The sequence below is a fragment of the Myxococcota bacterium genome (genome assembly GCA_041389495.1).
GTDB lineage: Bacteria > Myxococcota_A > UBA9160 > UBA9160 > UBA4427 > JAWKRT01.
In genome coordinates this window covers 94555-109151 of the sequence record JAWKRT010000005.1, presented here as the reverse complement: position 1 = coordinate 109151, position 14597 = coordinate 94555, and the positions used below count along the sequence as shown (strand labels likewise).

General features: G+C 73.1%; 12 protein-coding genes. 3 read left to right on the top strand and 9 right to left on the bottom strand.

Annotated elements, in window-relative coordinates:
• Positions 1–154 precede the first annotated feature (154 nt).
• The 7 genes from R3E88_20320 to R3E88_20290 form a co-directional block, all read right to left on the bottom strand.
• Positions 155–649: a hypothetical protein gene (locus R3E88_20320; protein ID MEZ4218828.1), complete on the bottom strand. Its 495-nt coding sequence runs from the start codon at positions 647–649 to the stop codon at positions 155–157.
• Positions 646–3264, bottom strand: a complete 2619-nt coding sequence (ppdK, locus tag R3E88_20315) for a pyruvate, phosphate dikinase (GenBank protein MEZ4218827.1) — start codon at positions 3262–3264, stop codon at positions 646–648. Before ppdK ends, R3E88_20320 begins: the two co-directional genes overlap by 4 nt.
• 275 nt (positions 3265–3539) lie before the next feature.
• Positions 3540–4910: a glycine--tRNA ligase gene (locus tag R3E88_20310; GenBank protein ID MEZ4218826.1), complete on the bottom strand. Its 1371-nt coding sequence runs from the start codon at positions 4908–4910 to the stop codon at positions 3540–3542.
• Between the two features lie 108 nt (positions 4911–5018).
• Positions 5019–5825, bottom strand: a complete 807-nt coding sequence (gene recO / locus R3E88_20305) for a DNA repair protein RecO (GenBank protein ID MEZ4218825.1) — start codon at positions 5823–5825, stop codon at positions 5019–5021.
• 4 nt (positions 5826–5829) lie between these two features.
• Positions 5830–6609 carry a helix-turn-helix domain-containing protein gene (locus R3E88_20300; protein MEZ4218824.1) on the bottom strand — a complete coding sequence of 260 codons (780 nt, stop codon included), beginning with the start codon at positions 6607–6609 and terminating at the stop codon, positions 5830–5832.
• 66 nt (positions 6610–6675) lie between these two features.
• Entirely contained in the window at positions 6676–7473 is a 798-nt protein-coding gene (locus R3E88_20295) for a tetratricopeptide repeat protein (protein ID MEZ4218823.1), read from the bottom strand.
• A 78-nt stretch (positions 7474–7551) separates the two neighbouring features.
• Entirely contained in the window at positions 7552–8559 is a 1008-nt protein-coding gene (locus tag R3E88_20290; GenBank protein ID MEZ4218822.1) for a hypothetical protein, read from the bottom strand.
• Positions 8560–8764: 205 nt separating this feature from the next.
• Here R3E88_20290 and R3E88_20285 point away from each other — a divergent pair, with 205 nt between their 5' ends.
• Both R3E88_20285 and R3E88_20280 read left to right on the top strand, forming a co-directional pair.
• On the top strand, positions 8765–10654 hold the full coding sequence (locus tag R3E88_20285) for a 2-oxoacid:acceptor oxidoreductase subunit alpha (protein ID MEZ4218821.1): 1890 nt from the start codon (positions 8765–8767) through the stop codon (positions 10652–10654).
• The gene (locus R3E88_20280) at positions 10654–11676 is read left to right on the top strand and encodes a 2-oxoacid:ferredoxin oxidoreductase subunit beta (protein ID MEZ4218820.1); all 1023 of its coding nucleotides are present in this window, start codon (positions 10654–10656) and stop codon (positions 11674–11676) included. The genes R3E88_20285 and R3E88_20280 overlap by 1 nt, the downstream gene beginning before the upstream one ends.
• A 20-nt stretch (positions 11677–11696) precedes the next feature.
• On the opposite strand, the gene R3E88_20275 is transcribed toward R3E88_20280, so the two are convergent.
• Positions 11697–12407 (bottom strand): cytochrome P460 family protein, encoded by a 711-nt coding sequence (locus R3E88_20275; protein MEZ4218819.1) that lies wholly within the window; start codon positions 12405–12407, stop codon positions 11697–11699.
• 222 nt (positions 12408–12629) lie between these two features.
• On the opposite strand from R3E88_20275, the gene R3E88_20270 reads away from it, so the two are divergent.
• The gene (locus tag R3E88_20270) at positions 12630–13103 is read left to right on the top strand and encodes a YHS domain-containing (seleno)protein (GenBank protein ID MEZ4218818.1); all 474 of its coding nucleotides are present in this window, start codon (positions 12630–12632) and stop codon (positions 13101–13103) included.
• A 66-nt stretch (positions 13104–13169) separates the two neighbouring features.
• Here R3E88_20270 and R3E88_20265 read toward each other — a convergent pair whose 3' ends face one another.
• The gene (locus R3E88_20265) at positions 13170–14534 is read right to left on the bottom strand and encodes an NAD-dependent succinate-semialdehyde dehydrogenase (GenBank protein MEZ4218817.1); all 1365 of its coding nucleotides are present in this window, start codon (positions 14532–14534) and stop codon (positions 13170–13172) included.
• Positions 14535–14597 lie beyond the last annotated feature (63 nt).

Sequence of the window (14597 nt, the reverse complement as noted above, 5' to 3'; positions counted from 1 at the left end):
CGGCCATCCCCCGTATGAGGGAGGGCGTTCTCACCACGACGAGAGGGAAAATCGCTTCCGTTTGTGTAGCCGGCGCTTCTCACGGGCGTGAACGCGTCTTCCACGCCGGCGCGCGTCCCCGGGGCAGCGGGCTGGCGCGGGGCGCCGAGCCCGATCAGACCTTGCCCGGCTGGATCCACCAGCGGCCCGCGTCGTCGCGCTCCCAGACGTCCTCGCGGACGAGCTCGACCTTCCACCAGCGCAGCGGGAGCCCGTTCTCGCCGACGAAGCGCACCTCGAGCACGACGCGCCGCTCGCTCTCGCGGCGCGCGCCCTCGACCACCACGCTCGTCGGCCGGCTCGCTTCGAAGTGCGCGACGTCGAGGTCGTAGGCGAGGTCGGCGTAGTAGTCCTGGTAGGCCTCGGGCGACCGGAAGAGCTCGTGCAGCCCGGGGTCCTGGAACGTCGAGATGCTGTTGAAGCGGCGGTTCTCGAGGCGCGCGTAGAAGTCGCGGGCGAGCCGGGAGAGGCGCCCGTCTTCCGTCGCGACCTCGATCGCATCGCCGTCCGTCGCGCGGCCGCCGGCACCCGGGGCGGCGCAGCCCGCGAGCGCGAGCGCCGCGAAGGCCGCGGCCGCGCAGCGTGCGACGCCGCGGCGGCCCGCTCTCACTCGGCCGCCTCGATGGCGGCCTGAGCGGCCGCGAGCCGCGCGAGCGGCACGCGGTACGGCGAGCAGGAGACGTAGTCGAGCCCGACGCTCGCGAAGAAGCGCACGCTCTTCGGGTCGCCGCCGTGCTCGCCGCAGACGCCGAGCTTCAGGTCGGCGCGCGTCGAGCGCCCCTTCTCGGCCGCGATCTCGACGAGCTGGCCCACGCCCTCCACGTCGATCGACACGAACGGGTCGTCCTCGAGGATGCCCTGCTCGATGTAGTCGGGCAGGAACTTCCCTGCGTCGTCGCGCGACAGCGCGTAGCCCATCTGCGTGAGGTCGTTCGTGCCGAACGAGAAGAAGTCGGCGTGCTCGGCGATCACGTCCGCCGTCAGCGCCGCGCGCGGCACCTCGATCATCGTGCCGATCGTCGGACGCACGCGCGCGCTCGCGCGATCGGCGCGCGCGGCGCGCACCTCCGCGATCACCGCTTCCGCGTCCGCGCGCAGGCGCGCGAGCTCGCGCGGGTGCGCGACGAGCGGGATCATGATCTCGGGCCGCACGACGACGCCGCGCTCGGCCACGTCGACGGCCGCCTCCATGATCGCGCGCACCTGCATGCGGTAGATCTCGGGATAGGTCACGCCGAGCCGGCAGCCGCGATGCCCGAGCATCGGGTTGAACTCGCGCAGCCCCTCGAGCGCGGCGCGCAGCTTCGCCGGCGGCGCTCCCATCGCGTCGGCGACCTCGCGCACCTCGTCGTCGGTGTGCGGCAGGAACTCGTGGAGCGGCGGGTCGAGCAGGCGGATCGTGACGGGCAGGCCGTCCATCGCCTCGAAGATCCCGATGAAGTCTCCGCGCTGCATCGGCAGCAGCACGGAGAGGGCCGCCTCGCGCGCCTCGGACGTGCCCGCGAGGATCATCTTCCGGACGGCGAGGATGCGATCCGGCTCGAAGAACATGTGCTCGGTGCGGCAGAGGCCGATGCCCTCGGCGCCGAAGTCGCGCGCGACGCGCGCGTCCTGCGGCGAATCCGCGTTCGTCCGCACGCGCAGCTTGCGCGCCTTGTCGGCCCACGCCATGAGCTCGTCGAATGCGCCGCCGAGCTGCGGGAGCACGGTCGCGACCTCGCCGAGCATCACCTCGCCGGTCGACCCGTCGATCGTGATGGGCTCGCCGGCGCGCACGACGCGGTCGCCGACGCGCATGGTCTGGGCCGCGTAGTCGATGTCGAGCGAGCCGCAGCCCGCGACGCAGCACTTGCCCATGCCGCGCGCGACGACCGCCGCGTGCGACGTCATGCCGCCGCGCGCGGTCAGGATGCCCTCGGCGGCGTGCATGCCGTGGATGTCGTCGGGCGACGTCTCGATCCGCACGAGCACGACCTTCTCGCCGGCCTTCGCGTGCGTCTCCGCCTGGTCGGCCGAGAAGACGACGTTGCCGACCGCGGCCCCCGGCGACGCCGGAAGCCCCCGCGCGAGCACGAGCCGCGGCGCGTCCGGGTCGAGCGTCGGGTGCAGCAGCTGGTCGAGCGCGCGCGCGTCGACGCGCATCAGCGCCTCGTCGCGGGTGATCAGCCGCTCCTTCGCCATGTCGACGGCGATCTTCACCGCCGCCGCCGTCGTGCGCTTTCCGCTCCGCGTCTGCAGCATCCAGAGCTTCCCGTTCTGGATGGTGAACTCGATGTCCTGCATGTCGCGGTAGTGCTTCTCGAGCTCCTTGTAGATGCGCACGAGGTCCTTGTACGCGCGCGGCATCTCCTGCTCGAGCGTCGGGAGGTCGCGCGTGTCGGCCGTGCGGCTCTCCTCGTTGATCGGCTGCGGCGTGCGGATGCCCGCCACCACGTCCTCGCCCTGCGCGTTCTTCAGATACTCGCCGTAGAAGCTCTTCGCACCGGTCGACGGATCGCGCGTGAACGCGACGCCCGTCGCGCAGTCGTCGCCCATGTTCCCGAAGACCATGGCCTGCACGTTGACCGCGGTGCCCCAGCTCTCGGGGATGTCGTTGAGGCGCCGGTACGTGATCGCGCGGTCGTTCTGCCAGGACTGGAACACCGCGCCGATCGCGCCCCAGAGCTGCTCGGCCGGGTCCTGCGGGAACGCCGCGCCCGTCTCCTCCTCGACGATCTCGCGGAAGTCGTGCGCGAGCGTGCGCAGGGCCTCGGCGTCGAGCTCCGTGTCGTGCACGACGCCGCGCTCGCGCTTCGCGACGTCGAGACGGTGGCTGAAGCGGTCGTGCGGGACGCCGAGCACGACGTCGCCGTACATCTGGATGAAGCGGCGGTACGAGTCGTAGGCGAAGCGCGCGTCGACCTTGTGCGCGAGCCCCTCGACCGTCGCGTCGTTGAGGCCGAGGTTCAGCACCGTGTCCATCATGCCCGGCATCGAGACGCGCGCGCCCGAGCGGACCGAGACGAGGAGCGGGTCGCTCGCGTCGCCGAAGCGGGTGCCCATGACGCTCTCGACGCGAGCGAGCGCCGTGAGGACGTCGGCGCGGACGCGCACGGGGAGCTTGCCGCCGAGCTTGTTGAACTCGGCGCACACCTCGGTCGAGATCGTGAAGCCGGGCGGGACGGGGAGGCCGAGCCGGTTCATCTCGGCGAGGTTCGCGCCCTTGCCGCCGAGGATCTCCTTCATGTTGGCGCGCCCGTCGGCCTTGCCGGCGCCGAAGAAGTAGACCTTGCGGTCGGACGTGCGCGGCGCCGCCGCGGCGCGCGTCTTCGCCGCGCCCTTCGCCGCCCCGCTCTTCTTCGCCTTCGGCGTCCGCGCGCCCTTGCCCGCCGCTGCCTTGCCGCGGACGGCGGCGCGGGACGCCGCGCCCGCCTTCTTGGCCTTCTTCGGCTGCGACGCCGCCTTCGCCGTCCGCCCGCTCTTCTTCGTCGCGGCGCGTCGGGCGGTCTTCTTCCTGCCGGTCACTGCGCCCCCTCCTGGTCCGCGCGGTCCAATCGTTCGCGGAGCGCGCGCGCGAGCCCTTCGATCGGGACGCGCTCCTGCTCCATCGAGTCGCGCGAGCGCACCGTCACGCAGCGATCCGTCGCCGACTCGAAGTCGAAGGTCACGCAGTACGGCGTGCCGATCTCGTCCTGGCGCCGGTAGCGGCGCCCGATGTTGCCCGCGTGGTCGACCTCGACGTTCCAGTGTCGCCGCAGCTCGCGCTCGATCGGCGCGACCTCGTCGCGCAGCTTCTTCGACAGCGGCAGCACGGCGACCGTCACGGGTGCGAGCGCGGGATGGAAGCGCAGCACGACGCGCGACTCACCGCCCTCGAGCGCCTCCTCGTCGTACGCGTCGCACAGGAGCGCGAGCACGGTGCGGTCGACGCCGACCGACGTCTCGATGCACATCGGGACGAAGCGCTCCTTCGTCTCCTCGTCCGTGATCGCGAGGTCCTTGCCGGAGTACTCGCTGTGCCGCGACAGGTCCCAGTCGCCGCGATCGTGGATGCCCTCGATCTCCTGCCAGCCGAACGGGAAGCGGAACTCGAGGTCCATCGCGCGCGCGCAGTAGTGCGCGAGCTCGTCGGCGGCGTGCGGGCGCGTGCGCAGGCTTCCCTCGCGGAAGCCGAGCTCGCGGTGGAAGCGCAGCCGCTCCGCGAGCCAGTAGTCGAACCATTTCTCGCGTTCCGACGGATGGCAGAAGAACTCCATCTCCGCCTGCTCGAACTCGCGCGAGCGGAACGTGAAGTTGCGCGGCGTGATCTCGTTGCGGAACGCCTTGCCGATCTGCGCGATGCCGAACGGAAGCTTCTGCCGCGCGCTCTCGCGCACGCGCTTGAAGTCGTTGAAGATCGGCTGGCACGTCTCGGGACGCAGGTAGGCGGTCTGGCCCGTCCCTTCCTGCGCGCCGATCTGCGTCGTCAGCATCAGGTTGAAGTTGCGCGCCTCGGTCAGGTCGCAGTCCGTGATCGCGCGCTGCGCGGGCGCCTCGGGACAGCGCTCGCCCGCGATCTGGTCCGCGCGGAAGCGGCGCTTGCAGGTCCGGCAGTCGACCATCGGGTCGGTGAACGACTCGACGTGGCCCGAGGCCTCCCACGTGCGCGGGTGCGCGATGATCGCGCTGTCGATGCCCTCGACGTCCTCGCGCGCGCGCACCATGAACTGCCACCAGCGCTCGCGCAGGTTGCGCTTGAGCTCCGCGCCGAGCGGCCCGTAGTCCCAGAAGCCGTTGATGCCGCCGTAGATCTCGCTCGACTGGAACAGGAAGCCGCGGCGCGCGCACAGCGACACGAGCTTGTCCATCGCCACCGGTCGATCGGCGGCATCCACGGAGCGATCGGAACTCATGGGGTGGAGATACCGGTTCGTGCCCGGGCGGGCCGGTGTGCCGCCCGGTCTGGAGGGTTGGGGAGCGATCTCCTGGGCGCGCGAGTATTCCCCGTGGGCAGGAAGCGGTCAAGCAGAGGACGCTGCGCGCGCGGGCGCGCGCAGCAGCCCGTCGAGCACCCGCTCGCTGCGAATCTCGATCCCGACGTGGAAGCGCTGGAAGCGCGCGACCACGGCGCGCGCCTCGTCGAGCGTCGCCTTCGGGATCGCGAGCCGCCCGAGCCCCTCGAGAGGAAGCGCGAGCACGCGCTCGAGCGTCTTCACCGTGCCGAGGTGGAGCGGGACGAGCCCGTCGCTGCGCAGCGCGCACGCGCCGCAGAGCACGCCGCCGTCCGCGACCCGGAAGCCGACCTTCGCGCCGGCCGCGGGCGGACGCCCGCACGCGACGCAGACGCGGAGCTCCGGCCGCAGGCCCAGCGCGTCGAGCGCCCGCAGCTCGACCCACAGGCGCAAGCGCTCGTCGGGCACCGCGTGCTCGATCGCCGCGAGCATCCTCCGCGTGAAGTCGTAGAGCCTCCGCAGGTCGCTCGCGACGCCGCCCTCGGGCGCCATCCGGTCGACGACCTCGACGACATAACAAGCGAGCGCGAAGCGCGCGGGCATCGCGCGCAGTCCGAGGTGCGCATCGACGAGCGTCGCCTGCTCGAGCCGCGCCATCGCGTGCGGCGCGCGCTGGCCGCGCCGCTCGACGTGCACGCGCAGCACGTTGCACAGGTCGAGTGTGCCCGCGAAGCGGCGCACGCTGCGGCGCGCGCCCTTCGCGATCGCCGTCAGCCGCCCGCGGCCCGGAACGAGCAGGTGCACGATGCGGTCCGACTCGCCGACGTCGACCGCGCGCAGCAGCACCGCCTCCGACTTGAGCCGCAGCTCCGACACGCGGTCAGGGATGCGCCGGCGCGGGCGGCGCCGGCACGGCGGGGGCGGGAGACGCGGGCGCCGGCGCGGCGGGCGCCGCCGGCGCGCGCGGCGGCGGCGGCGGCGGCGGCGGCGACGGGGACTCGGCGCGCGGCGCGGGCCGGGGACGCGCGTCGTCGCGGCGGCGCGCGGGAACGGAGGTGGGCACCGGCGGCGGAGCGCGCCGCGCGCCGTCGGCCGAGTCGATCAGCGCCTCCTCGTCGCGCGCGACGTGCGACGCCGACTCGGGCGGCGCGGCCGCGAGCGCGGCCGCCTGGGCCTCGGCGAGCTCGCGCACCGGGTCGCGTCGCAGCACGACCTCCGGCCCGCTCGGCACCGCGGTGCCGAGGCGCGCCACCCAGCGCACCGCGGCGGCGCCGAGCACGACGGCGGCCGCGACCGCGAGCAGCGGGAGCCACAGCCGCGCCGAAAGCGCGAGCCCGGTCGACAGCACGCCGGCCGTCGCCGGCTCGCGCAGCATGCGGAGGAGCGTCGCGTCGGCGTCGAGCCCGAGTCCGTCGGCGACGGTGCGGACGAAGCCGCGCACGAACCCGTCGGGATCGCCGTCGAACGCGCCCGCCTCGAGCCGCTCGAGCGAGCGCAGCGGAATGCGCGTCCGCAGCGACAGGTCCTCGAGCGAGATGCCGCGCAGGCGTCGCTGCTGCTGCAGGTAGGAGCCGATCGAGAAGGCGTTCGGCTCGGCGGCCGCGCTCGCGTCCGCGCTCGGGGTCGGCCTCGGTCGGTGCGAGCCGGCGCGTCCGCTCACGGTATGGCCTCGCCCCCAGGCCCCGCGGCGAGCGACCGCCCCGCCCGGAAGCCGGCTGGAGCCGCCCTACTGGAGCCGCTGCAGATACGCGCGCGACTGCCGTCCCCAGCGACCGTTCGGCTCGCGGTCGATCGCGAGCGTCAGATGCTGGATCGCGCGATCGCGCCTCCCGATCGAGACGTACGCCTCGGCCATACGATAGTTGGCTTCGGCCTCGGCGCCGGGTCCCGGCTCGAGGGCGACCACGTCGGCGAGATGGCGGATCGCGCCGACGTAGTCTCGCTCGATGGACGACAGGATGCCGAGGTCGAGCAGCGCGGGCCAGTACTTCGGCGCGTACTCGAGCGCTTCGTCGAAGCTCGCGCGCGCGTCCGCGAGGTAGCCGAGCTTGAGCTGCGCCCAGCCGCGGTTCGTCAGCGCGCGCCAGGGCGTGGCGAACGTCGGGTCGTCGACGAGCACCTGCGCGTGCTCGATCGCCTCCGCGTAGAGCTGGTGGTCCGTGAGGATCGTCGAGAGGTTGAGCCGCGCCTCCTGGTGCGTCGGGTCGATCTCGACGGCGCGGCGCGCGTGCGCGAGCGCCTCGTCGGGGCGGCCGCGCAGGCGGAACGCCTGACCGAGCCAGAGCTGCGTGAGCGCGTCCTCGGCGTAGAGGGACTCGGCGTGCTGGAGCTCGCGGAGCCCCCAGGCGATGCGGCCGTTCACGATGTGGTCGATGCCGAGGTTGCGGCGCGCCGCCGCGCGCTCGGCCGGCGGCGCCTGGGGCGGCTCCGACTCCCGCGGCGGCGAGACGCACGCGCTCCCGAGCGCGAGCAGGCCGACGAGTGCGACCGCGCGCGCGGCGCGCGGCACGCGGCGACGGGGCACCCGGGCGCTTCGATTCTGCAGCCGCACGGCGGATCCTCCCGAGGTCGGCGGCGGCGCGTGCGCCCCGCGTCCGGCCTCCTAGAACTGGGAAAGCAGACGCATCAGCAGCGGGGGGCGCTCCTCGCCCTCCTTGCCGCCCACGCGCTTGCGCACGAGCGCGACGCGGCCGAGGGCCGCTCCGCTCGCGCTCGTCTCGTTCGGCTCCTCGTCCGCGGCGGCCCGCGCGGCCGCGAGCATCTCGCGGGCCGAGCGATCGGGCGCCGGCGGCTGGCGGAACTTGGACAGGGCGACGCGCTGCGACGTCGTCGGCGCGGCCGGCTCGGCGTCGCGCGTGCGCTCGCGGAGAGGCGGCGCCTCTCGCTGCTTCGCGGCGTCGCGACGCGCCGGCGGCGCGGGCTCGGCGGGCGCGCGCGCAGCCGGTGGCGCGCCTGCGGGCGCCGCCGCGCGCTCGGTCGCGGCGGGCCGTGTGGGCGCCGCCGGAGCGGTCGGCTGCGTGAGGTCGTCGAGCCAGAGCTCGCTGCTCGCGTCGTCGGCGAGCGCGCCCGGCTCGCCGAACGGCGCCTCGATGTCGTCGTCGCGCGCATCGCCGCCGAGGTCGAACTCGACGAGCTCCTCGAGCTCGAGCTCCTCGGGCGGCTGCTCGAGCGGAATCGCGGGAGAGAGCCTGGGGATCGCCGGCGAGGCCGGTGCGACCTCCTCGGGCACGTGCGGCACGTCCGTGAGCTCGGTCCAGACCTGCATCGCGCGCCCGCGGCCGCCGCTCGGGTCGCCCGCGACGAGGTCGTCGTCGAACAGGAAGCCCATTCCCTCGGCGAACTTCGTCGCCGCCTCCATGGCGCGGGCGGTCGAGCGACGCGCGCGGATCGCGTCCTGGTACGAGAAGAGGACGACCTGACGGGTCTCGATCGAACGTACGCCGACGCCGAGCTGCAGCTCGCCGTATCCGTTCTCGAACAGCACGATGGCCGCGCGCGCGGGCCCGACGGGGAGCTCCTCGATGTTGAGGACGGGCGTGTTCAGCGAGACGCAGAGGCCGTGGACGCCGGCCTCGCTGAACAGGAACGGCTCCGCACACACGTGAAACATGTCGGCAACCATCGGCGAAGGCGCGCGGCGACTTGAGGCTCGCCGCTGCGCACTCCGTGCGCCAATCCCCCGCGCCGACGCGGTTTTCGGCGACGCCGCGCGCATTCGATCGGAGAGGGCCCGCGCCGTTATCGGCCCTTTCGCGGGGTAGGCGGCGAGATACAATCGGCCGCCCTCGGCCACATCCGCGCAGGAGAAGGCACCCATGACCCGTGAAAACGCCGACGCCTCCACGAGTTCGGGCGGCGGCAAGCGCGTGCAGGAGATCGACCGCGTCGCCATCCGCTTCACCGGCGACTCGGGCGACGGCATGCAGCTCACCGGAACCAAGTTCACGGAGTCGACCGCACTCGCGGGCAACGACCTGTCGACGTTCCCCGACTATCCCGCCGAGATCCGCGCGCCCGCCGGAACGCTCGCCGGCGTGTCCGGCTTCCAGATCCACTTCTCGTCGCAGGACATCCACACGCCCGCCGACCAGATCGATCTGCTCATCGCGTTCAATCCCGCCGCGCTCAAGGCCAACGTCGAGGACGTGCGCCCGAGCGGAATGGTCCTGATCAACAGCGACGCGTTCAACAAGAAGTCGCTGGCGCGCGCGGGCTACGAGGAGGATCCGCTCCCCGCACTGCGCGAGCGGTTCAGCGTGGTCGAGGTGCCGGTCACGACGCTCAATCGCGAGGCGCTCCAGGGGCTCGGGCTCGGCGCGCGCGACGTCGACCGCAGCAAGAACTTCTTCGCGCTCGGCATCCTGTACTGGCTCTACAACCGGCCGATGGAGCCGACCGAGCGCTGGCTCGCCTCGAAGTTCAAGGGCGAGGTGCTCGAGGCGAACCTCCGCACGCTCCGCGCCGGGCACGCGTTCGGCGAGACCACCGAGCTCTTCCCGATCTCGTACACGGTCGGCAAGGCGAAGATCGAGGCGGGCACGTACCGCAACATCACCGGGAACACGGCGATCGCGTGGGGCGTGGTCGCGGCCGGCGTGCAGCTCGATCGGCCGGTGTTCTTCGGCGCCTATCCGATCACGCCCGCCTCGGACGTGCTCCACGAGCTCGCGCGCCACCGCAACTTCGGCGTGAAGACGTTCCAGGCCGAAGACGAGATCGCGGCCGTCGCATCGGCGATCGGCGCGTCCTTCGCCGGGCACCTCGGCGTCACCGCGAGCAGCGGCCCGGGCATCGTGCTCAAGCAGGAGGCGCTCGGCCTCGCCGTGATGGTCGAGCTCCCGCTCGTCGTGATCGACGTGCAACGCGCCGGCCCGTCGACGGGCTCGCCGACGAAGGTCGAGCAGGGCGACCTGCTGCTCGCGATGTACGGGCGCCACGGCGCGAGCCCGATCCCGGTGATCGCCGCTTCCTCGCCGTCGGACTGCTTCCACGCCATGATCGAGGCCGCGCAGATGGCCGTCCGCTACATGACGCCCGTCTTCGTCCTCTCGGACGGCTACCTCGCGAACAGCGCCGAGCCGTGGCGCATCCCGGACGTCGCGACGCTTCCGCGCGGCAAGGTGGAGTTCGCGCCCGCGCGCGAGCCGGCGGGCGACAACGTCAAGTTCCTGCCGTACGAGCGCAACGCGGAGACGCTCGCGCGCCCGTGGGCCATCCCGGGAACGAAGGGGCTCGAGCACCGGATCGGCGGCCTCACGAAGGCCGACAAGACCGGCAACGTGGTCTACGACGCGAAGAACCACGCGAAGATGATCGCGTTGCGCGCGGAGAAGGTCGCGCGCATCGCGCAGGACCTCCCGCCGGTCGAGGTCGACGGGCCCGCGGACGCCGACCTGCTCGTCGTCGGCTGGGGCGGGACGAAGGGTGCGCTCACCGCGGCGCTCGAGGTCGCGCGCGGCGCCGGGCACAAGGTCGCCTACGTGCACCTGCGCCACCTCAACCCGCTGCCCAACGATCTCGGCGACGTGCTCCGGCGCTACCCGCGCGTGCTCGTCCCCGAGCTCAACACGGGCCAGCTGTCGCGCGTGCTCCGGGCCGAGTACCTCGTCCCTGCGGAGCCGTACACGAAGGTCGCAGGCCAGCCGTTCAAGGTGGCGGAGCTGGTCGAAGCGATCGAGAAGGCGCTCGCCTCGGAGGCCCGCTGATGTCCGCTGCTGCCGACGTGAATCGCAAGGACTTCGTCTCGGACCAGGACGTGCGCTGGTGCCCGGGCTGCGGCGACTACTCGATCCTCGCCAACGTGCAGCGCGTGATGCCCGACCTCGGCGTGCCGCGCGAGAACGTGGTGTTCGTGTCGGGCATCGGCTGCTCGAGCCGCTTTCCCTATTACATGAACACGTACGGTTTCCACACGATCCACGGCCGGGCGCCCTCGTTCGCGAGCGGCATCAAGGCCAGCAACCCGGATCTCTCGGTGTGGGTCGTGACGGGCGACGGCGACGGGCTCTCGATCGGCGGCAACCACCTGCTGCACACCATCCGCCGCAACTTCGACGTCCAGATCCTGCTCTTCAACAACCGCATCTACGGTCTCACGAAGGGCCAGTACTCGCCGACCTCCGAGGTCGGGCTCAAGACGAAGTCGACACCGGGCGGCTCGATCGACCATCCCGTCGACCCGATCTCCTTCGCCATCGGCGCCGGCGCGACGTTCGTCGCACGCACGATCGACGTCGACGCCGCGCACATGCAGGAGACGCTGCGGCGCGCCCACGCGCACGAGGGCACCGCCTTCGTCGAGATCCTCCAGAACTGCCCCGTGTTCAACGACGGGACGTGGGGCGACGTCGAGGACAAGAAGACGCGCGCCGCGAACTCGATCGTGCTCGAGCAGGGCCAGCCCCTCGTGTACGGCGACCCGGGCGCGCGCCGCGGCATCGGCATGCGCGACGGCCAGCCCTACGTCGTCGATCTCGCCGAGGGCGAGGACCCGGTCGCGAAGGGCGTCGTCGTGCACGACGAGGCGAGCCCGTCGGCGTCCTACGCGTTCCAGCTCGCGAGCCTGCACCGCCCGAGCTTCCCGCTGCCGGTCGGCGTCTTCCGCGCGGTCGAGAAGCCCTGCTACGAGACGATGCTCGGCGCACAGGTCGAGGGCGCGATCGCGCAGCGCGGACGCGGCGACCTCGCGAAGCTGCTGCACAGCGGCGACACCTGGAAGGTCGAGTAGGCCTCGACGAAGGCGATCGCTCAGCGCGCGGTGCCGCCGCCCTCTCCTTCCGCGGTGGGCGGCGTCGCGCGACGCAGCGCGGGATACCCCTGCACGTAGACCCAGTCCGTCGCGCGCGCCGGTACGTGGCACGCGAGACAGTCCGTCCGCAGATCGCGCGCGGTGTTGGTGCTCGGCGCGTCGCCCGCGAAGAGCGCCCAGCCCCACCCGTTCCCCCAGAGCGGATTCCCCGGGAAGCGGCCGCGCGCGTCCTTCACCATCACGAACCACTGCTTCGTCACGGTCGCCGACGCGACGTCGGCCCCCGTCGTGTACGAGGCGCGCGCGACGTCGACGACCTCCTTCACGAGCACCGTCCCGTCCGGGAAGACGCCCGTCTCGCGGTGCGCGGCGATCGCCTCGGGCTGCGTGTAGACGTGGTGGAGCCCCGAGGCCGGGCCCTCGGGTACGAACCAGCTGCCGAGGTGCGCGAGTCGCTCCGTGTCGCGCGCGCCCGCGAAGCGGAACGAGCCGTCGGCGCCGACGAAGCGCGCGAAGCCGTCGAGCGCGCGCGGCGGCGCGCCGCCCGTGGCGTCGGGCGCGCCGCCGTCCTGCGCGCCGGACGTCGACGCCGCGATCGCCGCGATCGCCGCGACGACGACCCTGGCCGCACGTCGCGCGGCGACGCGCGCGCGCAGCGCCGGGGTGCGCCGGGCCCCTCGAACTCCTCGGATCCCTCTCGCTGCTCGCATGGCTCCTCCCGACGGGCCGCACGCGCGGCCGGGTCGGGCCGCGACGCGGGACGTGATCGGAAGCAGTCGATGCCGCGCGCGCGCGCGCGTCACACCGCGCGCGCAACGCGCGACCGCTCGCACTGCGCGCGCACCGCGCGCGAGCGCTGCGCGTGACCGGCGCGTGCACCGCGACATCCATGCGCGCACGCAACGGGCACGCTGCCCAGGAGGATTCCGACCATGAACCACGCTCTCCTCTCCCTGCTCGCATTCGCGAGCCTCGCGATCGCCACTCCCAGCGCACGCGCGATGTCGCCCGCGGTGCCCGGCGACGTCGCGCACAGCGTCGTCGCCGCGGGCGGCTACGACGTCGTCTCCTACCGCACGGGCGAGAAGCCCGTGCGCGGGAACGGCAACCACGTCGTCGTCCACGACGGAGTGACCTACCTGTTCCAGAGCGATGCGAACGCGAAGACGTTCCGGGGCGACCCGGAACGCTATGCGCCGGCGTTCGGCGGCTACTGCGCCTACGGAGTCGCGGTCGGCAAGAAGTTCGTCGGCGACCCCGACGTGTGGGCCGTCGTCGACGACCGCCTCTATCTGAACCTCGACACGAAGATCCAGGGCCTGTGGACGAAGGACGTGGCGGGGAACGTCCGCAAGGCGCAGTCGAACTGGCAGCGCATCCGTGCGGTGCCCGCGGCCGAGCTCTGAGCGCAGGGGCTTCGCGCGCCGGGCGGGAGACGATGCCGTCGCCGACCGCCCGGCGCCACGACGTCGCTAGGCGACGACCACCGTCTTCACGTTCACGAACTCGCGGATGCCGAAGGCGCCGAGCTCGCGACCGAACCCCGAGGCCTTGATGCCGCCGAACGGCAGCCGCGGGTCCGAGCGGACGAACGCGTTGACGAAGCAGGAACCGGCCTCGAGGCGATCGCGCGCGATCGCCTCGCCGCGCGCGACGTCGCGGGTGAAGACGGCGGCCCCGAGACCGAAGCTCGTCGCGTTCGCGACCCGCACGGCCTCGTCCTCGTCCTCGACGAAGACGAGCGCGGCGACGGGGCCGAAGAGCTCGTCGTCGTAGGCCGGCATCCCGGGCGCGACGTCGGTGAGCACGGTCGGCGGATAGTAGGCGCCGCGTCCGGCGGGCACCTCGCCCCCGAGCAGGAGGCGCGCGCCGCGCGCGAGGCACGCGTCGACCTGCGCGTGGAGCTCGTCGCGCAGGTCGGCGCGCGCGAGCGGACCGAGGTCGGCGTCGCCGAACGGGTCGCCGACGCGTCGCCGCCGCATCGCCTCGACGACGATCTCCTCGCAGCGCGCGCGGTGCCGCGCCGGCAGGACGAAGCGCTTCGCGGCGATGCAGCTCTGCCCGACGTTGATCAGGCGGCTCGTCACGCACGTCTCGAGCGCGGCCTCGAGGTCGGCGTCCTCGAGGACCACGTAGGCATCGCTGCCGCCGAGCTCGAGCACGCACTTCTTGAGCGCGCGGCCCGCGCGCTGCGCGACGTCGCGGCCGGCGGGCGTGCTGCCCGTGAGCGTCACGGCCGCGATCGCCGGATGCTCGATCCACGTCCCCGCCTCGCGCCCCTCGACGAGCACCGCGCGAAACAGGTCGCGCGGGACGCCCGCCGCGTGCGCGACACGCTCGATCGCGAGCGCGCAGCCCGTCACGTTCGACGCGTGCTTCAGGACGCCCGCGTTGCCGGCCGCGAGCGTCGGCGCGAGGAAGCGGAAGACCTGCCACAGCGGGAAGTTCCACGGCATGATCGCGAGCACGACACCGAGCGGTGCGAACGCGACGTAGCTCGACGTCGCGTCGGTCGCGATCGGCTCCGCGGCCAGGAAGCGCTCCGCGTGCTCGGCGTAGTAGTCGCAGACCCACGCGCACTTCTCGACCTCGCCGCGCCCCGCGTCGAGCGTCTTGCCCATCTCGGTCGCCATCTGTGCCGCGAGCGCCTCGACGTCGCCGCGCAGCCCCTGTGCCATCGCGCGCAGGACGTCGGCGCGCTCCGCGTGCGTGCGCTCGGCCCAGGCGGGCTGCGCGCGCCGCGCCGCCTCGAGCACGCCTTCGATCTCGTGCGCGGGCATCGCCTCGCGGCGTGCCACGCGCTCGCCGGTCGCCGGGTTCACGCTGTCGAGCGGCATCGCCTGCCCTCCTCGCAGCGAGGAGATAGCGGGGGCGCGCCGCGCGGGCGACTGCGACACCGC